Genomic DNA, 26,375 nt, shown 5'->3' on the forward strand with positions numbered 1-26,375 from the left:
GAGATACTCACCGGCGAGAAGCGCAACCGCCGCTACCACCGGTGGAAGAGAGACCGGAAGCAGTTGTGGACAGCGCCTCCGGTTCCCTCCCGCCCGCCCCCGCCGTCACACCCCCGTCGTCGCCACCGCCGCCTGCGGTCGGATCGGCAGTCGGTTCACCGGGCGGCCCGTGGCCGCGCGGACGGCCGAGGCGATGGCGGCCGGGGAGGTGACGACCGGGACCGCGCTGATGGCCTTGGCGCCGAAGGGGGCGACCACGTCGCGTTCCTCGACGAGCTTGACGATGCGGATGTCCGGGGCGTCCAGGGAGGTCGGCAGGGCGTAGCCGCCGAGGTCGGGGCGGCGGACCTGGCCGGACGACGTGCGGAGGTTCTCGGTGAGGGCCGCGCCGAGGCCCTGGGTGAGGCCGGCCTCGATGCGGGCGTGCGCCTGGGCGGGGTTGAGGACGCGGCCGACGTCCTGGGCGACGGCCATCTCGACGACGCGGACGGAGCCGAGTTCGACGTCGACGTCCACCACGGCCCGTACCGCGCAGAAGGCGATGCCGACGAAGGCGTCGCCCTGGCCGGTCTCGTCCAGCGGCTCGGTGGGGTGGGGGCGGCACTGGGCGGTGGCCCAGAGTTCCTTGCCGTCCAGGGCCTCGGCGACGGTGGTGCTGAGCACGCCGTCGTACGAGGTGATCTTGCCGTCGGCGATCGTCAGCAGCTCGGTGGACATGCCGAACTGGGCGGCCAGCGGCTGCAACAACTGCGTGCGCACCATGCGGGCGGCCCGCTCGACCGCGCCGCCCGAAACCCAGGTGTGGCGGCCGTGGGCGGCCGGGCCGCAGGGGGGCTGGTCGGTGTCGACCGGCGCCACGTACACGTCCGTGATGCCCAGGACCTCCTGGACGATCTGCCGGGCCAGCGTGGAGAAGCCCTGACCGGTCTCGACGGCGGCGCAGATGACGGTCGCGACGGAACCGCTGACCTTCACCGTCGCCGTGGACACCTCGTCCGCGCCCTCCGCGCCGAGCATGTGCACCATGCCGACGCCGTAGCCGACGCCGCGCCGGACGGCGCCCGGTTCGCCGGCGCCCTCCAAGCCGCCGGGAAGCAGCCACTCCTCCTCGGGGTCGTCCTTGGGCAGGGCGGGGAGGGGGAAGTCGCGTACCGCGGCGAGGAGTTCGGCGACGGGGGCCGGGCAGGTGACCGTCTGGCCGGTGGGCAGGATGTCGCCCGTCGCCATGATGTTGCGCATGCGCAGTTCGGCGGGGTCGATGCCGAGCCGCGCGGCCAGCTTGTCCATCTGGCCCTCGTAGGCGGCGCACACCTGCATGGCGCCCTCGCCGCGCACATGGCCGGACGGCGGGTTGTTGGTGCGGACGGCCCAGCCCTCGACGAAGGCGTGCGGGACGACGTACGGGCCGCAGGCGAAGGCGACGGCGGCGGCGAGCGCGTCCGACGAGGAGTCGGCGTAGGCGCCGGCGTCCATCAGGATCTGCGCCTCGACCTTGACCAGCTTGCCCTCGGCGTCCGCGTGGTGGCGGTAGCGCAGCAGCGTCGGGTGGCGGTGGGCGTGGCTGAGGAACGACTCCTCGCGGGTGGCCGCGAGCTTCACCGGGTGGCCGGTGCGCAACGCGAGGAGGCCGAGCGGCAGTTGGACGCCGGAGTCCTCGCGGTCGCCCATCGCGCCGGGCACACCGGTGACGACGATCTTGACGCGTTCCGGTTCGAGCGCGAAGCAGGCGGCGGCCAGGTCGCGGTCGGCGTGCGGGTCGGTGGAGGCGCAGTAGATCTCGACGCCGCCGTCGGGCCGGGGCACGGCGAGCCCGGCCTCGGCGCCGATGGGCGCCGGGTCCTGCCGGCCGATGCGGTACAGCCCCTCGACCACCACCTCGCCGGTGATCTCGGGGTCGCCGAAGCGCAGCGGGATGTGGCGGATGAGGTTGCCGTCCGGGTGCAACGGCTCGGCGGAAAAGGCCAGTTCGGGGTCGGTGACCGGCTCCAGCACCTCGTACTCGACGGCGATGGCGGCGGCGGCCAGCCGGGCGGTGTCCGGGTGGTCGGCGGCGACCGCGGCGATCGGCTCGCCGTGGTGGCGCACGACGTCGGACGCGAACACCGGGCGGTCCGTGACCCGCCGGCCGTGGGCGGCGTCGCCCGGCACGTCGGCGTGGGTGACGACGGCGTGCACGCCCGGCATGGCCGCGGCCGTGGCGGTGTCGATGGAGACGATCCGGGCGTGCGGGTGCGGGGACCGCAGCACCGCCGCCCACAGCAGCCCCTCCGCCCACAGGTCGGCGGCGTACGGGAAGGTGCCCTGCGTCTTGGCCCCGGCGTCGGCGGCCGGGACGGACACGCCGATGCCCTGCGGAGGCCCGTCGGGGACCGGCGCGGGCGCGGTCACGGACGAGGTGACCAGAGCGCCGAGCACGCCCGTCACGTCGTCCGGCCCTCCCGAGCCGCCCGCTCCGGCGCTGCCGCCCATCCCCGTCATGCCGTCGCCTTTCCACTGCCGCCGTCGTGCGGCCCCGTCTGGTGCGGGATGCGTCCCGTCGCCGCGTCCTGTTCCCCGGACGCCTGCTCCTCGAGCGCCGCGGCCGCCTCGGCGCGCTCGTCGGCGACCTGGCGGACGGCCTCCAGGACCCCCCGGTAGCCCGAGCAGCGGCAGAGGTTGCCGCAGATGGCCTGGCGGGTCTCCAGTTCGGTGGGGGCGTGGTTGCCCTCCAGGAGGTCGTGGACCGTCATGGCCAGACCGGGCACGCAGAAACCGCACTGCACGGCGCCGCAGTCGGCGAGCGCGCGCTGCACGTCGGAGGGCTGCCCGTCCTGGGCCAGCCCCTCGACCGTCCGCACCTCGGAACCGGCGGTCAGCGCGGCGGGCACCAGGCAGGAGGCCACGAGCCGGCCGTCCACCTGCACCGAACACGCTCCGCACTCACCCTGCGAGCAGCCGTCCTTGGCGCCGGCCAGGCCGAGGCGCTCGCGCAGGACGTAGAGCAGGGACTCGCCGATCCACGCGTCGGTGACCGGCCGGTCCGTGCCGTTGACGCGCAGGACGTACGAGGCGCAGGGGTGCTCGGTGGCGGGTGCCTGCGGCTCGTCGAGCGCGGAGGAGGGGGCGGGGAGGCCGACGGGATCCGCGGGATCCGTGGAATGCGCGGGGTCCGTGTGATTGGTGACGTCGGTGCCGTCCGTGACGTCCGTGTGGCCCGTGGCATGGTCGGAGCCGGCGGGGTCGGAGCCTTCCGAGGGGACGGAGGCGTCGGACGAGTCCGGGGAGGCGGACGCGTCGAACGGGCCGTCCGGGCCGGGCTGTTCGTGCCGCTGCTCGTGAGGCGTGCCCGGGGCGCCTTCCTCGGGCAGGTGCTCCGCGGGTACGGACGCGTCGTGCGCGTCGTTCGGCACGGGGGCGTCGTTCGGCACGGGTGAGCCGTGCGGTGCAGGTGCGTCGTGCGGCGCGGGCGGGTCCTGCGATACGGGCGCGGCGGTGTCCGGTCCCGGCGCGGGCTCCTGTCCGGCGGACGGCTCATGGCCCGCCGCCTGGACGTCGGCGGCCTCGGCCCCGTGCCGCCCGTGCTCCACGGAGGCGTGCGGCTGCTCCGGGCCGTGACCCGGTACGGACTCGGCGGCGTGCGCGAGGGGTTCGGTGTGCGGGACGGCCTCGGGGGCCGCGCCGGAGGCGGCACCGGGGACGTCATGCGGCACGGCGAGGCCGTGCTGCCGATACCCGCCGTACGTGTCGTGCGCGTCACGCGTGTCATGCGCGTCATGGGTGCTGTGCGCGTCATGGGTGCCGTGCGCGTCGTGCGTGCCGGCGTGCGGGACTGCCGTAGGGGCGCCCGGAACGTCGGTCACCACCTCCCACGCGCCACTGACCACCTGTTCGCCCGTATCGGTGACGTTCGTGGCGTTCGTACCGGGGTGCGGCGTCAACCCGTCGCCCGGGTACGCGTTCGCCGCGTCCAGGCGGTACTCCCCCGACGCGTCGGGCGTGTCGCCCGTCGCCGCAGGGGCGGCCGGCACCGACCACTGCCCGGCCGAACCGGCGTGGGCGACGTGATCGGCGTGATCAACATGACCGACGTGATCGGCCGCGTCGGCGGAAGAGGCCGGAGACACGGGCACACCGGCCCCGCCCGTCCCCTCCGTACCGCCGCCGACGGGCTGGTGCCAAGCCCCGGTGTCCGCGGAACCGGGCGCGGGCACGGGCCACTCCGCCGCCGGGTGCGCGGCGGCGGGCGCGGCGCCCGTCCCCTGCGGGGCGGCGTGCAGCGCGTACTCGCCGGACTCGTCGACCGGGTCGTCCCCGGCCGCCGGGACCGACCACTGCCCGGTCGAACCGCTCTGTTCGGCGGCGTCCGGCTCCATGCCGGGCGGGTACGGCAGCGGCCACTGCGCGGTGTCCTGCAACCCACCGGAACCATCGGGGCCACCGGCCGCGCCCGGCGCGCCGGGGGCCGGGGAGCCGTCGGAAGCGCCGGCCGCGGGCACGCCGGAACCGTACGTGCCGCCGGGCCCGTACGCGTCCGCCGCGTACACCCCGGCGCCGTACGCCTCGCCACCGTGGACGTCACCACCGTGGACATCGGCACCGCGCACGCCGGCACCGCGCACGTCGGCCCCATGGGCCTCGCCACCATGCCCGTCACCACCGGGCACGCCGGAGCCGTACGTATCGGTGGCGCCGGAGCCGTACGCGTCCGCGGGCGCGGCCCACTCCGCCGGCCCGTCGACCATGCCGGAGACGTACGGGCCGGCCGGCCAGTCGTCATGCTCGGACGACGGCGCCGGCGACGGCGCGGACGCCGGCGCCGCGCGCCCGGCGTCCCCGGAGCGCGCGCCGGCCTGCTGCGGCACGGACGCGCCCTGGTGCGCCTGCGGACCCGCCTGCTGATGATGCTGATGATGCGCCACGGACTGGTGGGGCACCGACTGCTGGACGCCGGACTGCTGGACACCGGGCTGCTGGACACCGGCCTGATGCTGCCCAGCGGCCTGGTGCTGCGGCCCCCGGCCTGCCGGCCGCCCTGGGGATAGCCGGCGCCGGCCGCGCCCTGATGCTCCTGGCCGCCCCCCGGATACTGCGGCACCGCGTCCCAGGAGGACGCCGCCGCGGGCGGCGCGTACCCCGTCCCGGGCGCGGCCAGCGGCGCCCAGCCGGTGTCGCCGCCGGGGCCCGGGTGCGCCAGCAGTTCGGGCGGGAGCTGGACGAACGCCGTGCCCTCCGCGTCGATCTCCGCCCCGCGCGGCATGGGCTGCCAGCCGCCCTCGACGGGCGTGCGGGCGTGTCGCTGCTGATCGTCACTCACGCGAGTGCCCTCCCCAGTGCTCGGCGGGCCAGAGTCGCCACGGTACGCCGCAGATGCAGCACGGCCGGCGGCAGGGTACCTTCTCCCGGCGCCTGGACGGAGTGGCCGGTGCCGTCGTCGGCGCCCTGCGGGACGGGCGGCGGGTCGGGGATGCAGGCGGCGGCCACGTAGTCGCCGAAGGCGGCCAGCGCCTCGGGGGCCAGGGTCCGTTCGCCGTCCCAGTCGATGAGCGAGGCGACCCAGTGCTCGGCGTCGTACGGGCGCAGCGGCATCGGCGCGACCGCGCCGACCGCGCACCGGACCATCCGCCGGGCCGGGTCCAGGACCACGGCGACGGAGGCGGTGGCGCGGCCGGGGCCGGTCCGGCCGGTGGCCTTGAGGAAGGTCTGCGGGGCGTGCAGGAGCGGGACGCGGACGTAGCCGATGAGCTCGCCCGGGTGCAGCAGTTCGATCCCGGCGAGCAGCCTGCCGACCGGGATCTCGCGCCGCCCGCCGGGGCCCGCGATGACGAGGGACGCCTCCAGGGCGGCGAGGACGGGCAGCGCGTCCCCGGTCGGCGCGGCGGAGGCGATGTTGCCGCCGAGGGTGCCCGCGTTGCGGATCTGCGGGGCCCGGCGGCGCGGGCGGCGGCGGCGAGCGCGGGGATGAGGGCGGCGAAGTCCGGCCGCCCCATGCGGGCGTGGGTCAGTCCGGCGCCGAGCAGGGCGTGGCCGTCCTGGTACTGCCAGCCGCGGATCTCGCTGATGCGCCCGAGGCCGACGAGCGCGGCGGGGCGCAGCAGGCCCGAGTTGACCGCTGCCATGAGATCGGTGCCGCCCGCGACGGGCACGGCGGCGGGCATGGCGGCCAGCGCCGCCACGGCCTCGTCGAGCGAGCCCGGCAACGTCACCGTGTGCGCCGCCTGCGGTGCGTGCGTGGTCAACCCAGCTGCCCCTTCCCCGGTGGTCCCGGCTGTTCCGGCCGTCGCGCCGGCATTCCGCCGTACGGTACGTGCTCACGGTCCGGACGTGGCAACTCTGGCACATCTTCGGAGCCCGCCGTCGCGAGGGTCCGCGAACCGCCGCCCGTCCCCGCCCGCCCCGGAGCGGCGAGCGCGGTGACCGCCGGGCGCGCCGCCCGGACGCCGCCGGGCGGCGGAGGCGTCGCGGCCCGGGGGCCGAACGCCCGGGCGCGTCGCGGCCGGAGGCACCGAGGCACCCGCCCGGGCGCGGCACGGCGTGCGCCGGGGACGGGACCGGACAGCGGGAGGCGACCGCCGGCCGGAGAGGTCCCGCCCCTGACGGACGAGGCCGCTCCGGCCGCCGTCAAGACGGCGCGCGGACGCCTCGCGGCGCGCGAGGTCCCGGCGGTTCCGGTCGACCCGGTCGGCCCGGTCATCGTCTCGTCATCGTCTCGGCTGCCGCTCCGGCCCTCGTCCCCGTCCCGCTCCGTCCGGCTCCGTCCCGCCACGCTCCGCCACATCCGCCACGTCCCGTCACGTCCCGCCCACCATGGCGGCATATGACCGTCTTTGGCCGGGCCTTGTACGACTTACGGCGGTGTGCGGAGGTCCACCGTGCCAGGGCCGCACCGGGCGGACCGGGACCTTCCGCTCCACGTCACACGATCGGGGGCGCCCCCTCGATCGGGCGTCCGAGCACACCGGGCCGGCGCTGCCAGGGGCGGGGGCCGCCGGGCGGGCGGTAGGCCACGCCCAGCGCGTCCAGCCGCCGGTAGTGGACGGCCATGCGCTGTTCGAAGTGCGCGAAGTCCCGTTCGGCGGGCGGCGGAAGGGCCGACCACACCGCCTCGGCGAAGGCGGCCAGCCGGGGGAACGCCTGGTAGTCGAGGCGCTGCTGGTCCTCCATCACCTCCGTCCAGAGGTTGGCCTGGGCCCCGAGGACGTGCCCGGCCTCCTCCGCTGTGAGCCCGGCCGGCACCGGCTCGAAGCGGTAGACGTCCTCCAGGGTGCGGACCCAGCCGATGGGCACGGGCTCGTCCGGTCCCGGTGCCTGCCGGTGGTCGAGGTAGACCTGCTGTTCGGGGCACATGACGACGTCGTGTCCGGCCCGGGCCGCGGCGACGCCGCCCGCGTAGCCGCGCCAGGACGCCACGGCGGCCCCCTCGGCCAGGCCGCCCTCCAGGATCTCGTCCCAGCCGATCAGCCGCCGTCCGCGCGCGGCAAGCCAGCGGTCGAAGTGCCGGATGAACCAGCTCTGGAGCTCCTTCTCGTCGGCCAGCCCCTCGGCCGCCATCCGGGCCCGCGCCGCCGGGGACGCCTTCCACTGGTCCTTGGGGCACTCGTCGCCGCCGATGTGCACGAAGCGCGAGGGGAAGACGTCGAGGACCTCCGTCAGCACGTTCTCGTAGAAGGCGAGGGTGCCGTCGGCCGGGGCGAGCACGTTCGGGCTGACGCCCCAGGTGTCCCACACGCCGAGGGCGGCCGTGTCGACGACGTCGGCGTTGCCGAGTTCGGGGTACGCGGCGATGGCGGCCTGCGAGTGGCCGGGCAGGTCGATCTCGGGGACGACGGTGATGTGCCGCGCGGCGGCGTACGCGACGATCTCGCGCAGGTCGTCCTTCGTGTAGTAGCCGCCGTGCGGGCGCTCGTCCCAGAGCGGCGAGGCCCGGTGCCCGAGCTTCGTCCGCGGCCGCCAGGCACCGACCTCGGTCAGCCGCGGATAGCGCTCGACCTCGACGCGCCAGCCCTGGTCGTCGGTCAGGTGCAGGTGCAGGACGTTGAGTTTGTGCGCGGCGAGCAGGTCGAGGAAGCGGAGGACGCCGTCCTTGGGGACGAAGTGGCGGGCCACGTCGAGGAGGGCGCCGCGCCAGCCGAAGCGCGGCGCGTCCTGGACGCCGACGCGCGGAACGTGCCATTCCCGCCGCGCCGCGACGGGCGCCCGCCGGAAGGCGTCGGGGCCCAGCAACTGACGGAAGGTCTGGGCGGCCCAGAAGAGCCCGGCCGGATCGGCGCCGTCGAGGAAGACGCCGTGTCCGTCGATGACGATCCGGTAGCCCTCCGGTCCCAGCTCGCCGGCCACCCGCGGGTCGATGCGCAGGACGAGGTGGTCGTGGTGGCCGTCGCCGTCGGGCAGCGGCAGCCCGGTGGCGGCGCCGACCGTGGCGCGCAGCCAGCGGGCGGTGCTCTCGGTGCCCGGGCCGGCGTCGATCCCCGTCTCCCCGTCCAGCACCGCCAGGCCCTCGTCGGGCGGGACCCGGGCGAAGCGGCGCGGGGCGGGGACGAGTCCGGTCTCGGTGTCGCTCATGGCAGCCCTTCCGGCAGGCGGTCCTGGTCCGGTTCCGGAACGGATCCTCCCCCGGCCGGACGGGCGGCGGCCAGCCCCCGGGCCCTGCCGCGTCCCGCCCCCCGCGCGGCCCTGCACGGCTGCGAACGCGCGACGGCTCCCCGGCCGCGTGGTCGACGCGTCCGGGGAGCCGTGAGGTCAGACAGAGCCGTGAGGTCAGACAGAGCCGTGCAGTCGGGCAGAGCCGTGCGGTCGGACAGGGTGGCGGCGCGGCCGGGCGGGGCGCGCCGTGGGGCTACTTCTTGTCGCCGCCCTTGCCGCCCTTGTCGTCCCCGCCGGCGCCCATGCCCTCGAAGATCTCCTTGCACATCGGGCAGACCGGGTACTTCTTGGGGTCGCGCCCGGGCACCCAGACCTTGCCGCAGAGGGCGACGACCGGGGAGCCGGAGAGCGCACTCTCCATGATCTTGTCCTTCTGGACGTAATGGGCGTAGCGCTCGTGGTCGCCGTCGCCGTGCGACACCTGCGGTGTCGGCTCTACGAGGGTGCCTGTACCTGCCCCGCGCTCGGGCTCGAGAGTGCTCATGGTCCCCAAGGGTACTGGGGAGCGGCGCGGTCGGCCGAGGCTCGGCGGACGCGGCGTCCGGCCGCCGCCGCGCGCCCGGCCCGCACCGCCCGCGCCTCGGTCCGGACGGGGACCGTCTCAGTTCAGACTGGGGTCGTCCGGATAGGTCGCCACCATGGCCAGCTCGTTCCGCTGCCGCCGCAGCACCGACCGCCAGAGCCGGGACGGGTCCGGGGACGAGACGTCGCCCGGCTCGGACTCCACCACGTACCAGGCGCCCTCCACCAACTCCTCCTCCAGCTGCCCGGGCCCCCAGCCCGAGTACCCGGCGAAGATGCGCAGCGAGCCGACGGCGGACCCCAGCAGTTCGGGCGGGGCCTCCAGGTCGACGAGGCCGATGGCGCCGTGCACCCGCCGCCAGCCGACGGGATCGCCCCGGCCCGGGCGGCGCGCGGGGCCGGAGCCGGGCGGGCCGCCGGCGGGGGCGTCCTTGCCGGGCTCGTCCCCGGGGACGACGGCCACGCCGAGCGCCGAGTCCAGCGAGACGGGTCCGCCCTGGAACACCACGCCCGGCTCGCCGGCCAGCGCGGCCCACGACGCGAGGATGTCGCCCACGCCGACCGGCGTGGGCCGGTTGAGGACCACTCCGAGCGAGCCCTCCTCGTCGTGGTCGAGCAGCAGCACGACCGCGCGGTCGAAGTTCGGGTCCGCCAGCGCCGGGGTCGCGACCAGCAGCCGCCCTGTGAGCGAGGACACCTCCGTCATGGCGACATGATCCCGCATTCCGGGCCCGCGGGAGCCCCCGGAAGGGACGAAAAACCGGCCGGTACGAAGCGTTCCGGAGCACGGCGGAGGGGGCGCGCCGGACGACGCCCTTTACCGGTGGCCGACGATAACCGGTAGCGACCACTCCGTTAACGCAGCGTGTTGTGACAAACCCATGACGTACCAAGGCCCCCCTCGGGGCGGCATCGGGCCCCTCCGGTCGCATTACCCTTTCTTCTTGCCCCCTGCCCAACTCCAGGAACGCGAGATCCATGACCGGCCCTGACGATGTCCTGCTTGTCCACGGCGGTACCCCGCTCGAGGGCGAGATCCGTGTCCGCGGTGCGAAGAACCTCGTGCCGAAGGCCATGGTCGCCGCCCTGCTCGGCAGCGGCCCCAGCCGCCTGCGCAACGTCCCCGACATCCGTGACGTGCGGGTCGTCCGCGGGCTGCTGCAGCTGCACGGCGTGACCGTGCGCCCCGGCGACGAGCCGGGCGAGCTGGTTCTCGACCCCTCGCACGTGGAGAGCGCGAACGTCGCCGACATCGACGCGCACGCCGGCTCCTCGCGCATCCCGATCCTCTTCTGCGGCCCCCTGCTGCACCGCCTCGGCCACGCCTTCATCCCGGGCCTCGGCGGCTGTGACATCGGCGGCCGGCCCATCGACTTCCACTTCGAGGTGCTCCGCCAGTTCGGCGCCACCATCGAGAAGCGCGAGGGCGGCCAGTACCTGGAGGCCCCGCAGCGGCTGCGCGGCACCAAGATCCAGCTGCCGTACCCGTCGGTCGGCGCGACCGAGCAGGTGCTGCTGACGGCCGTGCTCGCGGAGGGCGTCACCGTCCTGTCCAACGCGGCCGTGGAGCCGGAGATCGAGGACCTCATCTGCGTACTGCAGAAGATGGGCGCGATCATCTCCATGGACACCGACCGGACGATCCGCATCACCGGTGTGGACTCGCTCGGCGGCTACAACCACCGCGCGCTCCCCGACCGCCTGGAGTCCGCCTCCTGGGCGAGCGCGGCGCTCGCCACCAAGGGCAACATCTACGTCCGCGGCGCCAGCCAGCGCGAGATGATGACCTTCCTCAACACCTACCGCAAGGTCGGCGGCGCCTTCGAGATCGACGACGAGGGCATCCGCTTCTGGCACCCCGGCGGCGAGCTCAACGCCATAGCGCTGGAGACGGACGTCCACCCCGGCTTCCAGACCGACTGGCAGCAGCCGCTCGTCGTCGCCCTGACCCAGGCGTCCGGCCTGTCCATCGTCCACGAGACGGTGTACGAGTCCCGGCTGGGCTTCACCTCCGCCCTCAACCAGATGGGCGCCCACATCCAGCTCTACCGCGAGTGCCTCGGCGGCTCCGCCTGCCGCTTCGGCCAGCGGAACTTCCTCCACTCGGCGGTCGTCTCCGGCCCCACGAAGCTCCAGGGCGCCGACCTGGTCATCCCCGACCTGCGGGGCGGCTTCTCCTACCTGATCGCGGCGCTGGCCGCGGACGGGACGTCGCGGGTGCACGGGATCGAGCTGATCAACCGCGGGTACGAGAACTTCATGCAGAAGCTGCAGGATCTGGGTGCGAACGTGGAGCGTCCGCAGGGAGCCTGACGGGTTTTCCGCCGTGGGGGCGGGGCGGGGGTGGGATGCCCCGGTCCCGCCCCTTCGCCGTTTCTCGCAGGGGCTGCGCCCCCGCACCCACTAAACCGCGCTGCGCGCGGTTGTCCTCAAGCGCCGGACGGGCTGATTTCAGCCCGTCCGGCGCTTGAGGACAAGCGGCGAAGCCGCGAAAAAAAGGGGGGCAGGGGGCTTGCCCCCAGGAAACGGCGAAGGGGCGGGACCGGGGCACAGCCCGCCGCAGGCGCCCGCGCAGCGGCCGCGCACGCGAAAGGGCGGCCGCCCCCGCCCGGGGAACGGCCGCCCTCCGGCGTCCGAAGGCTTACTTGCCCTTCGCGGCTTCCTTGAGCTTGGAGCCCGCGGAGACCTTCACGCTGTAACCGGCAGCGATCTGGATCGGCTCGCCCGTCTGCGGGTTCCGGGCGGTGCGAGCGGCACGGTGGGTGCGCTCGAAGGTCAGGAAGCCGGGGATGGTCACCTTCTCGTCGCCCTTGGCGACGACCTCACCGACGGTCTCGGCGAGGGCGGCCAGAACGGCGTCGGCGTCCTTGCGGGTCACCTCGGCACGGTCGGCCAGAGCGGCCACCAGCTCACTGCGGTTCATGTTGTACTCCCGTGTCTTTCTTGCCAATGAGGCGTGAGATCGAAGCCGATGCTGCCAGGGCCCTCGGACAGTCCCCGGACCCGGGTCCGCCACTAGATCCCTCGCGCCCCGGGGGGTGCCCCCTGGACGGAGTCCTCGGGGGAGCATCCTGCCCCCACCAGTGGTGGGAAAGCCAATCCGGCACCCTGGAGAGTCACACGGAAAGCGCCACAGCCTCGGAGGGGGCCGCGTTTCCGCGGCCCGTTCACTGCCCGACACCCTATGGGGGCCGTAGGAGCGCCGCGTCACGCGACGCGCCGTGGTCAGGCCGTCGTGGCGGCCGTCACAGCCACTCCGGCGGCCTTCGCGGCCTCGCGGACGGCTCCGGCGACCGCGCCCGCGGCCTTCTCGTTGAAGACGCTCGGGATGATGTAGTTCGCGTTCAGCTCGTCCTCGGCGACGACGTCGGCGAGGGCGCCGGCGGCGGCCAGCATCATCTCGGTGTTCACGGTGCGCGACTGGGCGTCCAGGAGGCCGCGGAAGACGCCCGGGAAGACCAGCACGTTGTTGATCTGGTTGGGGAAGTCCGAGCGGCCCGTGGCGACCACGGCGGCCGTCTGGCGGGCGATCGCCGGGTCGACCTCGGGGTCGGGGTTGGCGAGCGCGAAGACGATCGCGCCGCCGGCCATGGCGGCCACGTCCTCGGCGCCGAGGACGTTGGGGGCGGAGACGCCGATGAAGACGTCGGCGCCGCGCACGGCCTCCTTGAGCGTCCCGGTGATGCCCTCGGGGTTGGTGTTGTCGGCGATCCAGCGCAGCGCCGAGCCGGGGTCGGCGGAGACCAGGTCGTCGCGGTCGGCGTGCACGACGCCGTGGATGTCGGCGACGACGGCGTGCTTGACGCCGGCGGCGATCAGCAGCTTCAGGATGGCCGTACCGGCCGCGCCGGCGCCGGACATGACGACGCGTACGTCGCCGATGGACTTGTCGACGACGCGGAGCGCGTTGGTGAGCGCGGCGAGCACGACGATGGCGGTGCCGTGCTGGTCGTCGTGGAAGACCGGGATGTCGAGGGCCTCGCGCAGCCGGGCCTCGATCTCGAAGCAGCGGGGCGCGGAGATGTCCTCCAGGTTGATGCCCGCGAAGCCGGGGGCGATGGCCTTGACGATCTCGACGATGGCGTCGGAGTCCTGGGTGTCCAGGCAGATCGGCCAGGCGTCGATGCCGGCGAAGCGCTTGAAGAGGGCCGCCTTGCCCTCCATGACGGGCAGCGCGGCCTTGGGGCCGATGTTGCCCAGGCCGAGCACGGCGGAGCCGTCGGTGACCACCGCGACGGAGTTGCGCTTGATGGTCAGGCGGCGGGCGTCCTCGGGGTTCTCGGCGATGGCCATGCAGACGCGGGCGACGCCCGGCGTGTAGACCATGGAGAGGTCGTCGCGGTTGCGGATGGGGTGCTTGGACGCCATCTCGATCTTGCCGCCGAGGTGCATCAGGAAGGTCCGGTCGGAGACCTTGCCGACGCTGACGCCCTCGATGCCGCGCAGCTTCTGCACGATCTCGTCGGCGTGGGCGGTGGACGTCGCGGCGACGGTGACGTCGATCCGCAGCTTCTCGTGGCCGGAGGCGGTGACGTCCAGGCCGGTCACCGATCCGCCGGAGGACTCCACGGCCGTGGTGAGCTGGCTGACCGCGGTACCGCCGGCGGGCACCTCCAGTCGGACCGTCATCGAGTACGAGACGCTAGGCGCCGTTGCCATGGCCGCTTTCCCCTGCTTTCGCTGATTGCGTTGTTCCGCGCGCCCGCCGTGCGGTCCGGCCGGAGGCCGACCCGCGCCGGGCGACGTCCGATCGTCGCACCTACCGGCCGGTAGACGGTAACCAGCACCGTCTTTCCGGAAGGTGGGTTTCACCATATGAGAGCGCTCGGGGCCGCCCACCTGGGCAAACCCCGCCTTCCCATCATGCGCCGCCCCGGGCAAACCCCGGGCAAAGCCGGTACGGACGACGACCGCACACGACTGGACACGATCGAACACGAACGGGCGGTTCCCTCCAAGGTCTTCGGAGGGAACCGCCCGTTGCGCGGAAGGTTCAGCGGCACCGACCCGCCATGCTCGCCTCGCGGCAAGTGGTCGCTCGAAGCGACTAAGGTTGGGCCCGGGGGCTTGGATCGAGCCGGTGCCGTATTCAGGCTAACAAACGCCTCCCGGAAGTCATTCCCGGTACCGGGAGTTCCGCCGGAACCGGCCGGACGACCATCCGGGCGGCGTACGGCACTTCCGCCGCCCGTAGACCCCCGACCCCCGGACGCCTCAGTCCCGCAGCAGGTCCGGCACCCCGTCCGCGTCCGGCTCGTCCCGCTCCCCCGCCAGCACCGTCAGCCGCTGCGTGGCACGGGTCAGGGCCACGTACAGGACGCGGAGTCCGGCCGGGGACTCGTCGGCGATCTCGGCCGGTGTGACCACGACCGTCGCGTCGTACTCCAGGCCCTTGGCCTCCAGGCTGCCCAGCGCCACCACCCGGTCGCCGAGGCCGGCCAGCCACGCCCGCGCCTCGGCCCGCCGGCCCATGGGCACGACGACGCCGACCGTCCCGTCCACCTCGGCCAGCAGGTGCTCCGCCTCGGCGCGGACGGACGCGGCGAGGTCGGGGCCGGCGACGGCGAAGCGCGGTTCGACGCCCGTGGAGCGGACGGCGGACGGGGACTCCATCCCCGGCATGGCCAGCGCCAGCACCCTCGACGCCAGTTCGGCGATCTCGGCCGGGTTGCGGTAGTTCACGGTGAGCCGGAAGCGGCGGCGGGGGCGGGTGCCCAGCGCCTCGTCCCGGGCCGCCGCGGCCTCGTCCGGGTCGGACCAGGACGACTGGGCCGCGTCGCCGACGATCGTCCAGGTGGCGTGGCGGCCCCGGCGGCCGACCATCCGCCACTGCATCGGCGTCAGGTCCTGCGCCTCGTCGACGATGACGTGCGCGTAGTCGCGGCGTTCCTGCGCCAGCCGCTCCGCCCGCTCGCGGCGGCTCTCCATCCGCTCGGGCATCAGCTCCTCCAGGCCGGTGAGCTGGTCGAGCGGGTCGAGCTCGCGGGGTCTGCGGGGCCGGGGCGGGGCGCCGAGCAGCGTCTCCAGCTCGTCCAGCAGCGCCACGTCGTGCACCGAGAGCGGACCCTTGCCCTCCGCGTCCAGCCGGCCCAGCGAGCGGGCGAGCTGCCGGATCTCGCGCGGGTTGAGCACACGGCGGGCCCAGCGCCCGAGCCGCCGCTCGTCGGCGAGCAGCGCCAGGACCTGACGCGGCGCCAGCTCCGGCCACCAGGCGGCCAGGAAGGACAGGAAGTCGTCCTCGGTGGTGATGTCCTCGTCGAACGCCGCGCGGGCCTCGGCGGCCATCTCCGGGTCGGTGTACCGCTTGGGGCCGCCCGCGCGGGACCACAGGGCGTCCAGCAGCAGCCGGCGCGCGCGGGGCCGCAGCAGGTTGACGGGGGCGGTGCCGCCGAGCGCGGACTGCCGGATGCGGTCCAGCTCCTCGGGGCCCAGCTCGACGCGGGCGCCGAAGGCGACGACGCGCAGCCGGTCGGGGACGGCCCCGGCGCGGGGGACGTCGAGGGCGCCGCGCGCGGCCTTGCGGAGCACCTTGAGCATGCGCGACGAGCCCTTGACCCGGGCCACGGCCGGCTCGTCGTAGGTCTCCGCCTCCGCGCCGTCCACCAGCGAACCGAGGGCGCGGATGGCGACCTGCCCCTCCTCGCCCAGCGACGGCAGCACGCCCTCGGTGTAGGCGACGAGCAGCGGCGTCGGCGAGACGATCAGGATGCCGCCCGCGTAGCGTCTGCGGTCCTGGTAGAGCAGGTAGGCGGCGCGGTGCAGGGCCACCGCGGTCTTGCCGGTGCCCGGGCCGCCCTCGACCTCGGTCACCGAGGCGGCGGGGGCGCGGATCACCATGTCCTGCTCGGCCTGGATCGAAGAAACGATGTCCCTCATGGTGTGGCTGCGGGCCTGGCCGAGCGCGGCCATCAGGGCACCGTCGCCGACCACCGGCAGCGCGGCGCCGTCCAGGGTCGCCCGCAGCTCCGGGCGGAGCAGGTCGTCCTCGACGCCGAGCACCCGGCGGCCCTTGGAGCGGATCACCCGGCGGCGCACCACGCGGCCGGGCGCCACCGGCGTCGACCGGTAGAAGGGCGCGGCGGCGGGCGCCCGCCAGTCGATGACGAGCGGCGAGTAGTCGGTGTCCAGGACGCCGATGCGGCCGATGTGCAGCGTCTCGGCGATCTCGGCCCGGCCGTCGCGGACGGCGTCGTCGGCGGGCTCGACGGAGGTGTACGCGCCGTCGGGCCCCTTCTTGCCGTCCTTGCCGGGCAGCAGGTCGATGCGGCCGAAGAGGAAGTCCTCGAACTCGCTGTTCAGCCGGTTGAGGTGGACCCCGGCGCGGAACACCTGGGCGTCCCGTTCGGCGAGCGCCCCCGGCGTCCCCACCTGGCCGCGCTTGGCGGCGTCGTCCATGAGGAACTCGGCCTCGTGGATCTTCTCCTCGAGGCGCCGGTACACCCGGTCGAGATGGTGCTGCTCGGCACCGATCTCACGGTCACGGATCCCGTCCGGATGCGTGGTCCCCCCGCCGTTCCCGGCGTTTCCGGCGTTCTGCGGATCCGTCGCCACCTGCGCGCGTGTGGCGTTCTGCGCGGCCACCCAGGCCCCCTTCTGTGTGCGTAGGGCAGCCTTCAACCGTACGCGAACAGGGGTACCTAGCGCACCTGTCAGGACATGAGAGGTTTGGCACGGTCGGTCATGGCTTGGCGGGGTGCGGTGACGGCGCAACGTCCGCGCGGCCGGGCCCGGTTGCGGACGCCTCGGCGGTCCCGCCCGAATCTCGCGCCCCTTCTTGCACTCCCTCGCCGTTCATCACGCGGCGGCGGTGCCGGGCCACGCGCTCCCGGTTGCCGCACACCTCGCTGGAGCACCAGCGGCGCCGCCGGCCCCGGGAGGTGTCCAGGTAGAGCAGGGTGCAGCTCTCGCCCTCGCACTGGCGCAGCAGGCCGCGGACGGCCGGGTCGGTGAGCAGTTCGACCGCGTCCCGGGCCACCAGGGACACCAGCGCCGCGCAGTCCGGCGGGGCGGCGACGGCGCGGACGAGACCGCCGTCGGCGCCCCGGACGGCCCGCGGGGCGGGCGGGGGCTCGGCGGCGAGGGCGTTGACCCGTTCGAGGTCCGCCTCGGCGGCGTGCTCCGGACCGTCCGCGGCCTCCGCACGGACGACGCGGTGCAGCAGGTGGCGCAGGGCGTGGAAGCGCCCGAGCCAGCCGGCGTCGACGGCTTCCAGCGGTGTGCCCGGGGGTACGACGCGGGCGCCCAGCAGCCAGGCGCGCAGCCGCTCCGGCGTGCCGAGCCGCTCCCCGGGACCGTCGCCGGGCCGCCCCACCCCGGTGGCCACCAGGTCCAGGCAGAGCCGCCCGGAGTCGAACCGCAGGTCGTGGGAGGCCGCCGCCATCTGCCTGTCACCTTTTCCCTGGGGGAGCCCTGTGCGGAGCTGCGCCGCGCGGAGAGACGCACCACCCCACAGGGTGCCCGGCCGGACGCCCGGCCGGAACCCCCACGACCGGCGGACGCGCCACCGCGCGGAGGGGCTTGGAGGGGCCTGGAGGGCCCTCCACCCCGGCGTCAGCCGCGCAGGAACCCGTCGCCGTGGACGGCGATGTGCGCCTCCAGGGCGTTGAGGGCGTCCTGGGTGGTCTGGCCGCTGCCCTTGCCGCGCTGCTCGGCGTAGTAGGCGGCGCCGAGCCTCTTCAGCAGCTCGCCGCCCGCCCGTTGGGCCTGCACCTCGTCGACCTTCTGCTTGCCTTGCTGCAACGCCTGCTGGGCCTGTTCTTTGGCCCGGTCGAGGAATCCCGCCATGTCGGCCTCCGTGGCACGAGTGGAGCACGCTTCGGTCCGGCGGCTCCGGCCGGACGGTTCGGCTCCCGGACCGGATCACCGGACCAATTGTCGGCCGCCGTGCCGCCGGGCGGCAACCGCCCGCGATCACCCGCCGGAGTACACGGCCGGCACCGTGCTCCCGCCCTGATCACGGGCCCGCCCGGCCGGCACCGCCGCCCGTGGCCCCGGCGGGCCCGCCCATCGCCGCCGCGTCCTCCGCCGGGAGCCACGCCCCGGGCGGGCGGTCCAGCCACCGCTCCTCCGGGAAGCCGGAGGCGGCGGCGAGGAGGGCGTCGAGGCCGGGGTGGCGGAGGCCCTTGCGCCAGACCATCGAGACCGGGGAAAGGGGAACCGGGTCGGTGAGGGGGCGCAGGACCATCCCGGGCACCTTCAGGAACTCGGTGCCCGCCAGCACCGACCACCCCCGCTTGCGCACGACGCGCGCGAACTCCTCGTCCCCCTCCAGTTCGGGGAAGGGCTCGGCCATCGCGATGCCGCGGCCCTCGAAGAGGCGGCGGGCGAGGTCGGTCCACTCGGCGGTGGCCGGATTGCCGGCGGCGGCGTACAGCGTCTCGCCGCGCAGCGCCTCCAGGGGTACGGCCGCGCGGCCCGCCAGCCGGTGGTTGGCGGGCAGCAGGACGGCCATCCGCTCGTACCGCACGGGCCGGTGCTCCAGCGCCGTCCTGACCTCCACCGGCAGCCCCGCGACCCGGCCGAAGGCGACGTCCAGCCGTCCCGCCAGGATCGCGGCGGCGGCGCCGGTGAGGCCACTGTGGTGGCGGGCGACCAGCTCCACCCGGGGCGCGGCGGCGCGGGCCCGGACGACGATCCGGTGGGCGGTGCTCGCCGGGGAGACGACGTCCACCAGCAGCGGGCGCTCCTCGCGCGCCCAGGCCGCCGCCAGTTCGTCCTGCGCGGCGAGCACACGCCGGGCGTACGGCAGCAGCCGCGCGCCCTCCGCCGTCAGCGTCACCGCCCGCGTCGTCCGGCTGAACAGCTGCGCCCCCAGCCGCTGTTCGAGGCGCCGGATGTCCCGGCTGAGCGCCTGCTGCGCGAGGTGGAGCCGTGCGGCGGCCCGGGTGAAGTGCAGTTCGTCGGCGACGGCGGCGAACGCTCGCAGCAGGCGCGGCTCGATGTCGTGCGGCATGCGGCGCAGTCAACAACAAGAGTGCGTGAATGGCCATCGATCAGGTGTTGGACCGGGACCGCTGCCCGGCCCGAGGCTGGTCACATGACCACCCACCTCCCCTTCCTCCTCGTCCCGCCCCGCCACCGCGACGCTCCCGCGCCGCCCCGCGACCGGACGCCCCTGCTCCGCCGGCTCCGCCCGGCGCGGACCGGCGGGCACAAGCCCGCCCCCACCGGCCCCCGCTAGCCGATCGCCCGCGCCCGGCGCCGCCGGACCAGCACGACGCCCAGCGCCGCCGCGCCGGCCACGCCTCCGCCGGCCCCCGCCAGCGCGGCCACCGGCACGCCGGACCCTCCGCCGCCGGCCGGCTCCGCGGCCCGTCCGCCCCGGTCGTCCGCCGCGCTCACGGCGGGGCGTATGGCACCGCCCGGTCGCTCGGCGGTGGCACTCCCCTCACCGGTGCCGGTGACCAGCAGCCGCCCCGTCTTCCGCACCCGCCCGTGGTGGCTGACCACGGTCACCGGGTACGCGCCCGGGCCCAGCGTCCGGCGGATGCGCGCCGGTCCGTAGTAGCGCGGGTCGTCGCCGTCGCCCGCCTTGCTGTCGTCGCGCCGGAGCGGCACCGGCGTCTCGAAGGCCGGGGACGTCGCCGTCAGCCGGCCGTCCTCGCCGGGGTCGGGCGACGCGTCGCGCCACAGGACGTTGACCGTCCCGCCGGCGCCCACCCGCTGCCCGTCCGTGCGGGCCCGTTCGGGCGTTCCGGGAACGGTGAAGAAGGCCGGCCCGCGCGCCCGGCCCACGTAGTCGCCGTCGCCCGGGCGGGCGGCGCGCACCACGAGCCGCGCCTCGCGGAGCGCCCGGCCGCCCGGCCCGGTGAGCGTCACCTTGTATGTGCCGTCCTTGGCGCCGAGCGGCAGCGCCACCGAGGCGCCGAACATCCGCGGGTTGTTCCAGTGGCTGCCCCTGGGGTCGTGGACCAGCCGCACGGGCGCCGGGAAGACCGGCGAGCGGACCGTGTAGGAGGTGCCCCGCTCCCCCGGGCAGAGATCGTCGTACCAGAGGCCGACCCGCTCCCCCGGCCGCAGCGCCCCGCCCCCGTCCGTCACCTGGAACAGCGGCGGCCTCGGGGCCCGTACCCGCACCAGGTCCTCGGCCACCGTCCGGCCGCCGACCCGGACGGTCAGCGGGTACGCGCCGGGGCGGGCGGACGCGGCGACGGCGGGCCGCGCGTGGTGGCCCTGCCCGGCGTCCGGCGCCCGTCCGCCGTAGGGCGTGAGGCGCACCGGCCCGCGGAAGGCCGGCGAGTGGGCGGTCACGGCGGCGCCCGCCCGGACGCCCTGCACGTCGATGTCGACCAGCTCCCCCGGCCGGTTCTCGAACGCCCCGTTGACGAGCACGTGGACGGCCCCGCGGCCGGGCCCGTCGGCGGCCGACGCCCCGGCGCCCCCCACCAGCAGCACCGCACCCGCACCGGCCGCGACCGTGGCGGCCGCTCGGACGATCCTCTTCATGGCGCCACCCCCCTTTGTCTCTGGAAGAGGGCCTCCGGGGCCCTCCGGTTGCGCTGCCTCCTGCCATGGAACCACTCGGGTACGACATCGGGCATCGGGCACGGCCCGGGCCGGGGTACGACAAAGGCCCCACCGCCGGGGCGGTGGGGCCTCTGCCTCACATGGGTGATCTGTGGAGATGGCGGGAATCGAACCCGCGTCCAACGGTGCGGAATCAGGGCTTCTCCGAGCGCAGTCCGCTGCGATTTTCTCGGCCCCGGAGATCACACGGACAAGTCTCCGACGGGCCCAGCCACTGTTTGGTTTCCCACCAGGCCCCGTGGCCGGGCCTAGTGGTTTAGTTCCCTAGCTGATGCCAGGATCCGGGTCGGGAACAGCCCCGGGCTGACACTTCGCAAGTCGCTACTTAGGCAGCGAGGGCGAAGGAATCGCGCTTGGTGTTGGCGATTATTGGTTGCGACATATGGTTTACGAGATCATTGCCGCTTCCTCGGCTCGCTTCCCCTGCTTCGACATCCGCTGTCGAAACCGATCATCCCCATGTTGTTTTTTCAACGTGCAACCCACGGTGGGGTGTGCGCTGCCCATCGTACGTGACCAACGCCGAACGGTGCCAGCGCATTCCCGGGAGGTCCCCCCGGGGAGCTACCGGGGCGCCTGCGCGCGCTGACGCCGGCGGGCGGCGGAGATGGCGCGGTCCGCCTCGCGGCGGTCCGTCTTCTCCCGCAGCGTCTGCCGCTTGTCGTACTCCTTCTTGCCCTTGGCCAGCGCGATCTCGACCTTGGCGCGGCCCGAGGTGAAGTACAGCGCGAGGGGCACGATCGTGTGACCGGTCTCGTCGGCCTTCGAGGACAGCTTGTCGATCTCGGCGCGGTGCAGCAGCAGCTTGCGCTTGCGGCGCGCGCTGTGGTTCGTCCACGTGCCCTGCGCGTATTCGGGGATGTGCACGTTGTGCAGCCACGCCTCGCCGCCGTCGATCTGCACGAAGCCGTCCACCAGCGAGGACCGGCCCTGCCGCAGCGACTTGACCTCGGTGCCGGTCAGGACCATGCCGCACTCGTACGTGGTGATGATGTGGTAGTCGTGCCGCGCCTTCTTGTTCTGCGCGACGAGCTTGCGCCCGGGTTCCTTGGGCTGCTTCTGCTGCTTTCCCATAGTGCGGTCATTCTCGCACTAGGCCCCCGGCCCGAGGCCACCCAATACCGCGCGGGCCCGGGACTCCGCGTCCCCGTGGACGACCAGATCGGGGGTGATCCCCCGGCCGTCCACGGCCTGTCCGGAGGGGGTGCGCCAGTGGCCGACGGTCTGCTCGGCGACCGAGCCGTCGGGCAGCGGCCGGGGCATCTGGACCGAGCCCTTGCCGAACGTCCGGGAGCCGACGACGACGGCCCGCCCCCGGTCCTGGAGGGCGCCCGCCAGCAGTTCGCCGGCGCTCATGGTGCCCCCGTCGACCAGGACGACGAGCGGACGTCTCGTGTCGCCGCCCGGACGCGCCTCCAGCACCCGCTGCCGGCCGTGCACGTCGTACGTGCCGACGAGCCCGCCGTCCAGAAAGGCGGAGGCGCTGGTGACAGCCTCGGTGACCAGCCCGCCCGAGTTGCCGCGCAGGTCGAGCAGGACTCCCTCGCGAGGCCCGGCGCCCCGGACCGCGGCCCGCACCTGCTTGCCGGTGCCATGGGTGAACGACTCCACCTTGATCCGGGTGCCCGCGGCGGGCCCGTCCCGGAAGCGTTCGGCGACGACGCTGCGGGTGCGCAGCCGCGCGCGCCGCAGGGTGCTCTCCCACTCCCGGCCGCCGTCCCGCGCCAGGCCGAGGGTGACGGGCGTACCGCTGCCCGACGGGCCGCCGCGCAGCCGGGCGACGACCTCGGTGACCGGCCGCCCGGTCACCTCCGTGCCGTCCACCGACCGCAGCCGGTCCCCCGGGGCGATCCCGGCGCGGGCGGCCGGGCCGCCGCGCTCGACGCCGTCGACCTCCATCCGCCCGTCGGCGGCCCGGCGCACGGACAGCCCGACGCCGACGTACTCGCCGCGCAGGGCGTGCTGGAACCCCTCGTACTCGGTGGCGCTGTAGACCCCGCCCCAGCGGTCCGCGGAGCGCCCGGTGTTCGCGGGGGCGCGGACGGGCGGCCGGGCGCTCTTCGTGTGCGGTGCCGGGGCGGACGAACGCGGGGCGCGGGCCGCCGCGGACGGCGGCCCACCGCGGGCGTCCGCGCCCCAGGAGCCGGTGGCCGCCCCGGTCGCCAGCGCCCCGGCGAAGACCAGCGTCAGGACCGCGCCGCGCCGGTGACGGCGGTGCGGTACGAACATCGTCGGGCCGGGCATGCGCGAGAGTCTAGGACACCGCCGGGCGCCGTACGGGGAGTTGGCCGCTCCCGGACCGTACGGCACCCGGCGCCTCGGGGCCCCTCGGACCTTCGGGCACTCCGGATTTCCGGGTACGTCGGATCTTCCGATGCTTCGGATCTTCGGAACGTCCGACCTTCGAATGCTTCGGACCTTCGGAACGTCGGACCTTCCGTCGCGTCAGACCTTCAGGTACTTCCACAGCGCCGCGAACGCGGCCAGCGCCGGCATCAGCAGGCCGGTCGCCAGGATCAGCGGCAGCTTGGTCAGCACCGCGCTCCAGCCGATGAACTGGATGACGTCGATGTGCGTGGCCAGCAGGTCGTTCACCAGGAACTGCTGGCCGCAGACGAGCAGCACGCAGGCGAGCCCGCCGCCCAGCAGCCCGGCGACGGCCGCCTCCGCGATGAACGGCACCTGGATGTAGAAGCTGGACGCCCCGACGAGCCGCATGATCCCGGTCTCCCGGCGGCGGCTGAACGCGGACACCCGGACCGTGTTGACGATCAGCAGCAGCGCGACGACGAGCATCAGGAACATGACGCCCAGCGCACCCCAGTTCATGTACCTCAGGAGGTTGAACAGGCTCTTGAGGGTGTCCTTCTGGTCCTCGACCGTCTGCACGCCCGGGCGTTTCTGGAAGGCGCTGGAGATGACCTCGTACTTGGTGGGGTCCTTGAGCTTGACGCGGAAGGACTCCTGCATCTGGTCGGCGGTCACCACGGTGGCCAGCGGCTGGTTGCCGAACTGCTCCTTGTAGTGCTTGTACGCCTCGTCCGTCGTCTCGAACTGGATGCTCTGGACGATCGGCATCTTCTCCAGATCGGCCTTGATCTGCTTCTTCTGCTCATCCGTGACCGCGCCCTTGGCGCAGGACGGGAAGTTCGCCTTGTCGGTCTTGTTGCAGAGGTAGATCGAGACGTTGGCCTTGTCGTACCAGTAACCCTTCATCGAGTTGACCTGCTCGTTCATCAGCAGCGAACCGCCGAACAGGGCGAGCGAGAGGGCGACCGACACGATCACCGCGAAGGTCATCGTGAGATTGCGGCGGAGACCGACGCCGATCTCCGACAGAACGAACTGGGCGCGCATGGCGTCCTTTCACTGCCTTTCAGTGCTGGTAGCCGTAGACGCCGCGCGACTGGTCGCGCACGAGACGGCCTTGGTCGAGCTCGATGACCCGCTTGCGCATCTGGTCCACGATCTGCTGGTCGTGGGTGGCCATGATGACGGTGGTGCCGGTCCGGTTGATCCGGTCGAGCAGCTTCATGATGCCGACCGAGGTCTGCGGGTCGAGGTTGCCCGTCGGCTCGTCGGCGATCAGCAGCATCGGCCGGTTGACGAACGCCCGGGCGATGGCCACCCGCTGCTGCTCGCCGCCGGAGAGCTCACCGGGCATCCGGCCCTCCTTGCCGCCGAGCCCGACCAGCTCCAGCACCTGCGGGACGGCCTTGCGGATCTCGCCGCGCGGCTTGCCGATGACCTCCAGGGCGAAGGCCACGTTCTGGGCGACCGTCTTGTTGGGCAGCAGGCGGAAGTCCTGGAACACCGTGCCCAACTGGCGGCGCATGTGCGGCACTTTCCAGTTGGAGAGCCGGGCGAGGTCCTTGCCCAGGACGTGCACCCGGCCGTGGCTGGCCCGCTCCTCGCGCAGCAGGAGTCTGAGGAAGGTGGACTTGCCGGAACCCGAGGAACCGACCAGGAAGACGAACTCGCCCTTCTCGATCTCGAGCGAGACGTCCCGGAGCGCCGGGCGGCTCTGCTTCGGGTAGGACTTGGAGACGTTGTCGAATCGAATCACGAGTGCACCACGTGCGACCTGGAGAGCGGCACGGAACGCCACGGCCGTGGCGCCCGTCGGTGAGCGTGACCATACGCGAACGACCCGTGTACGCGCAGTCGGCGTCCTGTGTCGAGGCGTCCGCGGGCTGCTTCGTCTCCGGCGGCCGGGTCGGACGCGGGGAATAAAAGGGGACAATCGGCTCGCACGGGCGTCAGCGGGACGTACGGAGGTACCGTTCGAGGCGGCTCCCGGACACCGGTCGCGCCGAAGGGCGGGAAAGCTGGCACAGTGGTAGGGGGAACCGCACGGCTCTCTCGCGCGTTGGACGTACCGGAGGAGGAATTCGCATGACATGCGACCGACTGGTGTGCGCCAACTGTGCGTCCCCGGTCAGCGAGGGACGGTGTCCGGTCTGCCGGGCGAGCCGCGAGCGGCTGCAGCAGCAGGAGGGCCTCTTCGCGGGCCTGACCCCGGCCGCGCTGGTGGCGCTCCTGGTGGCACTGGTGGCCCTGGCGGTCGTCGCGCGCAGTTTCGCGGCATGAGTCGACGGTAGCGATCCGGTCGGAGGTTCCCCTCGGTACGGACCACGACGGACGACGAGGCCCGGGGTGCGGTACGGCACCCCGGGCCTCGTCGCGTCAGCGCCTTCGCACCGGGCCGCGCCGGAACGTTTCCGCGCGGCGGTCGGGCGTGTTCGCGGTCAGGCGACGGTCTTGCGGTTGATCGCCCGCGGCAGCAGCCGGAAGCCGATGCCACCCGCGATCATCGTCGCGGCGCCGGCGACCAGGAACTCGGTCTGACCGGCACCGGTCTGCGCCAGCTCCTCCTTGGGCTTGGCCTGCTGGACAGGCTTGACGGCCGCGCCGTCCGCACCGGTGTTGCAGTTGCCGCTGCTGGTGTCCACCGGGCACGCCTTGTCGGTGGCGCCGGGACCGGTGCCGCTGCCGGTGGAGGGCGAGCTGGTGGTGCCGGGGGTCGGCTCGCCCGTGGGGTCGCTCGTCGGCTTCGGGTCCGTCGTCGGCGGCTTGGGGTCCGTCGTCGGAGGCTGCGGGTCCCCCGTGGGCGGCTTCGGGTCCGTCGTCGGCGGCTTGGGGTCCGTCGTCGGAGGCTGCGGATCCTCCGTGGGCGGCTTCGGGTCCGTCGTCGGAGGCTTCGGGTCCTCCGTGGGCGGCTTGGGATCCGTCGTCGGAGGCTTCGGGTCCTCCGTAGGCGGCTTCGGGTCCGTCGTCGGAGGCTGCGGAATGCTCGTCGGCGGCTGCGTGGTGTCCCCGCCGCCCGGCGGCGGGGTCTGGCCGTCGCCCGGCCCGTCGGGCACCGACACGGACTTGCCCTTCTTCAGGCCGTCCAGCGGAACGTCCACGCCGGCGGCCGACGCCACACCCGCGGCCGTCAGCGAAGCACCCGCGGCGATCACCGCACCCGCGGTGATGCGCGCAACGCGCAACCGCGTCTTGTTGGTCATATGCCTGCTACCCCCAGTAGCTGGTCTCGTCGATGGAGCAGCCATCCACGGGGCGGCGGCTCCGGGGAACCGTGCGCGACGACTCCGGCCGTACGGCCGGGTGGCACGCCCCCCGCCACACGCACCCCAGTGATACGCATGCCGCTCGCCAGCCTTCCGAGATTCCAGGGCAGCGTCAAGCGGGATCCGGACGCTATG

The 26,375-nt window shown here is 74.2% G+C and carries 21 protein-coding genes, 1 other RNA gene and 1 pseudogene; 4 read left to right on the forward strand and 19 right to left on the reverse strand.

Features of this window, described 5'->3' with window-relative positions; all coding sequences use genetic code 11:
- Positions 1-105: 105 nt before the first annotated feature.
- Together ACQEVS_RS12945 and ACQEVS_RS12950 are read right to left on the reverse strand one after the other, a co-directional pair.
- Positions 106-2,469 (reverse strand): xanthine dehydrogenase family protein molybdopterin-binding subunit, encoded by a 2,364-nt coding sequence (locus tag ACQEVS_RS12945; protein WP_433027511.1) that lies wholly within the window; start codon positions 2,467-2,469, stop codon positions 106-108.
- Between the two features lie 5 nt (positions 2,470-2,474).
- Positions 2,475-4,841: a 2Fe-2S iron-sulfur cluster-binding protein gene (locus ACQEVS_RS12950; RefSeq protein WP_433019559.1), complete on the reverse strand. Its 2,367-nt coding sequence runs from the start codon at positions 4,839-4,841 to the stop codon at positions 2,475-2,477.
- A gap of 12 nt (positions 4,842-4,853) precedes the next feature.
- Here ACQEVS_RS12950 and ACQEVS_RS12955 point away from each other — a divergent pair, with 12 nt between their 5' ends.
- A complete protein-coding gene (locus tag ACQEVS_RS12955; protein WP_433019562.1) occupies positions 4,854-5,021 on the forward strand; it encodes a hypothetical protein in 168 nt (55 codons plus the stop codon).
- Positions 5,022-5,289: 268 nt separating this feature from the next.
- On the opposite strand, the pseudogene ACQEVS_RS12960 reads toward ACQEVS_RS12955, so the two are convergent.
- The 4 genes and pseudogenes from ACQEVS_RS12960 to ACQEVS_RS12975 all read right to left on the reverse strand — a co-directional run bounded on the left by ACQEVS_RS12960 (position 5,290) and on the right by ACQEVS_RS12975 (position 9,847).
- Positions 5,290-6,215 (reverse strand): annotated as a pseudogene (locus ACQEVS_RS12960) (FAD binding domain-containing protein).
- Between the two features lie 676 nt (positions 6,216-6,891).
- Positions 6,892-8,538, reverse strand: coding sequence for a beta-N-acetylhexosaminidase (locus tag ACQEVS_RS12965; protein WP_433019565.1), 1,647 nt, complete (start codon positions 8,536-8,538; stop codon positions 6,892-6,894).
- A gap of 274 nt (positions 8,539-8,812) precedes the next feature.
- A complete protein-coding gene (locus tag ACQEVS_RS12970; RefSeq protein WP_078588184.1) occupies positions 8,813-9,103 on the reverse strand; it encodes a DUF3039 domain-containing protein in 291 nt (96 codons plus the stop codon).
- 117 nt (positions 9,104-9,220) lie between these two features.
- On the reverse strand, positions 9,221-9,847 hold the full coding sequence (locus ACQEVS_RS12975) for a YqgE/AlgH family protein (protein ID WP_433019569.1): 627 nt from the start codon (positions 9,845-9,847) through the stop codon (positions 9,221-9,223).
- A gap of 272 nt (positions 9,848-10,119) precedes the next feature.
- On the opposite strand from ACQEVS_RS12975, the gene murA reads away from it, so the two are divergent.
- Positions 10,120-11,454 carry a UDP-N-acetylglucosamine 1-carboxyvinyltransferase gene (gene murA / locus ACQEVS_RS12980; protein WP_433019572.1) on the forward strand — a complete coding sequence of 445 codons (1,335 nt, stop codon included), beginning with the start codon at positions 10,120-10,122 and terminating at the stop codon, positions 11,452-11,454.
- Between the two features lie 328 nt (positions 11,455-11,782).
- Here the strand turns inward: murA and ACQEVS_RS12985 are convergent, their stop codons facing one another.
- The 6 genes from ACQEVS_RS12985 to ACQEVS_RS13010 form a co-directional block, all read right to left on the reverse strand.
- Positions 11,783-12,064: an HU family DNA-binding protein gene (locus ACQEVS_RS12985; protein WP_004951951.1), complete on the reverse strand. Its 282-nt coding sequence runs from the start codon at positions 12,062-12,064 to the stop codon at positions 11,783-11,785.
- Between the two features lie 302 nt (positions 12,065-12,366).
- Positions 12,367-13,800, reverse strand: a complete 1,434-nt coding sequence (locus ACQEVS_RS12990) for an NAD-dependent malic enzyme (protein ID WP_433019575.1) — start codon at positions 13,798-13,800, stop codon at positions 12,367-12,369.
- Positions 13,801-14,355: 555 nt separating this feature from the next.
- Positions 14,356-16,692: a HelD family protein gene (locus ACQEVS_RS12995; RefSeq protein WP_433027514.1), complete on the reverse strand. Its 2,337-nt coding sequence runs from the start codon at positions 16,690-16,692 to the stop codon at positions 14,356-14,358.
- A gap of 127 nt (positions 16,693-16,819) precedes the next feature.
- Positions 16,820-17,521: a CGNR zinc finger domain-containing protein gene (locus tag ACQEVS_RS13000; protein WP_433019578.1), complete on the reverse strand. Its 702-nt coding sequence runs from the start codon at positions 17,519-17,521 to the stop codon at positions 16,820-16,822.
- A gap of 170 nt (positions 17,522-17,691) precedes the next feature.
- Positions 17,692-17,925: a hypothetical protein gene (locus ACQEVS_RS13005; protein WP_433019581.1), complete on the reverse strand. Its 234-nt coding sequence runs from the start codon at positions 17,923-17,925 to the stop codon at positions 17,692-17,694.
- A gap of 169 nt (positions 17,926-18,094) precedes the next feature.
- Positions 18,095-19,093 (reverse strand): LysR family transcriptional regulator, encoded by a 999-nt coding sequence (locus tag ACQEVS_RS13010; RefSeq protein ID WP_433019584.1) that lies wholly within the window; start codon positions 19,091-19,093, stop codon positions 18,095-18,097.
- An 84-nt stretch (positions 19,094-19,177) separates the two neighbouring features.
- Between ACQEVS_RS13010 and ACQEVS_RS13015 the strand changes: the two genes are divergently transcribed.
- Positions 19,178-19,321: a hypothetical protein gene (locus ACQEVS_RS13015; protein ID WP_433019587.1), complete on the forward strand. Its 144-nt coding sequence runs from the start codon at positions 19,178-19,180 to the stop codon at positions 19,319-19,321.
- On the opposite strand, the gene ACQEVS_RS13020 is transcribed toward ACQEVS_RS13015, so the two are convergent.
- The 6 genes from ACQEVS_RS13020 to ftsE form a co-directional block, all read right to left on the reverse strand.
- A complete protein-coding gene (locus ACQEVS_RS13020) occupies positions 19,318-20,586 on the reverse strand; it encodes a hypothetical protein (protein ID WP_433019590.1) in 1,269 nt (422 codons plus the stop codon). The two genes, ACQEVS_RS13015 and ACQEVS_RS13020, sit on opposite strands and share 4 nt — an antisense overlap.
- A gap of 170 nt (positions 20,587-20,756) precedes the next feature.
- Positions 20,757-21,126, reverse strand: a transfer-messenger RNA (tmRNA) gene (gene ssrA, locus ACQEVS_RS13025).
- Positions 21,127-21,231: 105 nt separating this feature from the next.
- Complete coding sequence (smpB, locus tag ACQEVS_RS13030; RefSeq protein ID WP_433019593.1) at positions 21,232-21,741, reverse strand: SsrA-binding protein SmpB; 510 nt, start codon at positions 21,739-21,741, stop codon at positions 21,232-21,234.
- 18 nt (positions 21,742-21,759) lie between these two features.
- Complete coding sequence (locus ACQEVS_RS13035; RefSeq protein WP_433019596.1) at positions 21,760-22,911, reverse strand: S41 family peptidase; 1,152 nt, start codon at positions 22,909-22,911, stop codon at positions 21,760-21,762.
- A gap of 201 nt (positions 22,912-23,112) precedes the next feature.
- Entirely contained in the window at positions 23,113-24,024 is a 912-nt protein-coding gene (gene ftsX, locus ACQEVS_RS13040) for a permease-like cell division protein FtsX (RefSeq protein ID WP_433019599.1), read from the reverse strand.
- Between the two features lie 19 nt (positions 24,025-24,043).
- Entirely contained in the window at positions 24,044-24,733 is a 690-nt protein-coding gene (ftsE, locus tag ACQEVS_RS13045; RefSeq protein ID WP_004951920.1) for a cell division ATP-binding protein FtsE, read from the reverse strand.
- 329 nt (positions 24,734-25,062) lie between these two features.
- Between ftsE and ACQEVS_RS13050 the strand changes: the two genes are divergently transcribed.
- On the forward strand, positions 25,063-25,257 hold the full coding sequence (locus ACQEVS_RS13050) for a hypothetical protein (RefSeq protein WP_433019603.1): 195 nt from the start codon (positions 25,063-25,065) through the stop codon (positions 25,255-25,257).
- A 158-nt stretch (positions 25,258-25,415) separates the two neighbouring features.
- On the opposite strand, the gene ACQEVS_RS13055 is transcribed toward ACQEVS_RS13050, so the two are convergent.
- Positions 25,416-26,177: a hypothetical protein gene (locus ACQEVS_RS13055; RefSeq protein WP_433019606.1), complete on the reverse strand. Its 762-nt coding sequence runs from the start codon at positions 26,175-26,177 to the stop codon at positions 25,416-25,418.
- Between the last annotated feature and the right edge of the window lie 198 nt (positions 26,178-26,375).

Origin of the sequence: Streptomyces sp. CA-181903 (genome assembly GCF_050937075.1) — a bacterium.
GTDB lineage: Bacteria > Actinomycetota > Actinomycetes > Streptomycetales > Streptomycetaceae > Streptomyces.

What these genes read in the sequence shown, in the direction of transcription:
- murA (WP_433019572.1), top strand. Translation starts at nt 10,120, where the DNA reads ATGACCGGCCCTGACGATGTCCTGCTTGTCCACGGCGGTACCCCGCTC.
- ACQEVS_RS12965 (WP_433019565.1), bottom strand. Translation starts at nt 8,538, where the DNA reads ATGAGCGACACCGAGACCGGACTCGTCCCCGCCCCGCGCCGCTTCGCC.
- ACQEVS_RS13020 (WP_433019590.1), bottom strand. Translation starts at nt 20,586, where the DNA reads ATGAAGAGGATCGTCCGAGCGGCCGCCACGGTCGCGGCCGGTGCGGGT.
- ACQEVS_RS13015 (WP_433019587.1), top strand. Translation starts at nt 19,178, where the DNA reads ATGACCACCCACCTCCCCTTCCTCCTCGTCCCGCCCCGCCACCGCGAC.
- ACQEVS_RS12975 (WP_433019569.1), bottom strand. Translation starts at nt 9,847, where the DNA reads ATGACGGAGGTGTCCTCGCTCACAGGGCGGCTGCTGGTCGCGACCCCG.
- ACQEVS_RS13000 (WP_433019578.1), bottom strand. Translation starts at nt 17,521, where the DNA reads ATGGCGGCGGCCTCCCACGACCTGCGGTTCGACTCCGGGCGGCTCTGC.
- ACQEVS_RS12945 (WP_433027511.1), bottom strand. Translation starts at nt 2,469, where the DNA reads ATGGGCGGCAGCGCCGGAGCGGGCGGCTCGGGAGGGCCGGACGACGTG.
- ftsX (WP_433019599.1), bottom strand. Translation starts at nt 24,024, where the DNA reads ATGCGCGCCCAGTTCGTTCTGTCGGAGATCGGCGTCGGTCTCCGCCGC.
- ACQEVS_RS12985 (WP_004951951.1), bottom strand. Translation starts at nt 12,064, where the DNA reads ATGAACCGCAGTGAGCTGGTGGCCGCTCTGGCCGACCGTGCCGAGGTG.
- ACQEVS_RS12970 (WP_078588184.1), bottom strand. Translation starts at nt 9,103, where the DNA reads ATGAGCACTCTCGAGCCCGAGCGCGGGGCAGGTACAGGCACCCTCGTA.
- ACQEVS_RS13005 (WP_433019581.1), bottom strand. Translation starts at nt 17,925, where the DNA reads ATGGCGGGATTCCTCGACCGGGCCAAAGAACAGGCCCAGCAGGCGTTG.
- ACQEVS_RS13035 (WP_433019596.1), bottom strand. Translation starts at nt 22,911, where the DNA reads ATGCCCGGCCCGACGATGTTCGTACCGCACCGCCGTCACCGGCGCGGC.
- ACQEVS_RS13010 (WP_433019584.1), bottom strand. Translation starts at nt 19,093, where the DNA reads ATGCCGCACGACATCGAGCCGCGCCTGCTGCGAGCGTTCGCCGCCGTC.
- ACQEVS_RS12990 (WP_433019575.1), bottom strand. Translation starts at nt 13,800, where the DNA reads ATGGCAACGGCGCCTAGCGTCTCGTACTCGATGACGGTCCGACTGGAG.
- ACQEVS_RS13050 (WP_433019603.1), top strand. Translation starts at nt 25,063, where the DNA reads ATGACATGCGACCGACTGGTGTGCGCCAACTGTGCGTCCCCGGTCAGC.
- ACQEVS_RS13055 (WP_433019606.1), bottom strand. Translation starts at nt 26,177, where the DNA reads ATGACCAACAAGACGCGGTTGCGCGTTGCGCGCATCACCGCGGGTGCG.
- smpB (WP_433019593.1), bottom strand. Translation starts at nt 21,741, where the DNA reads ATGGGAAAGCAGCAGAAGCAGCCCAAGGAACCCGGGCGCAAGCTCGTC.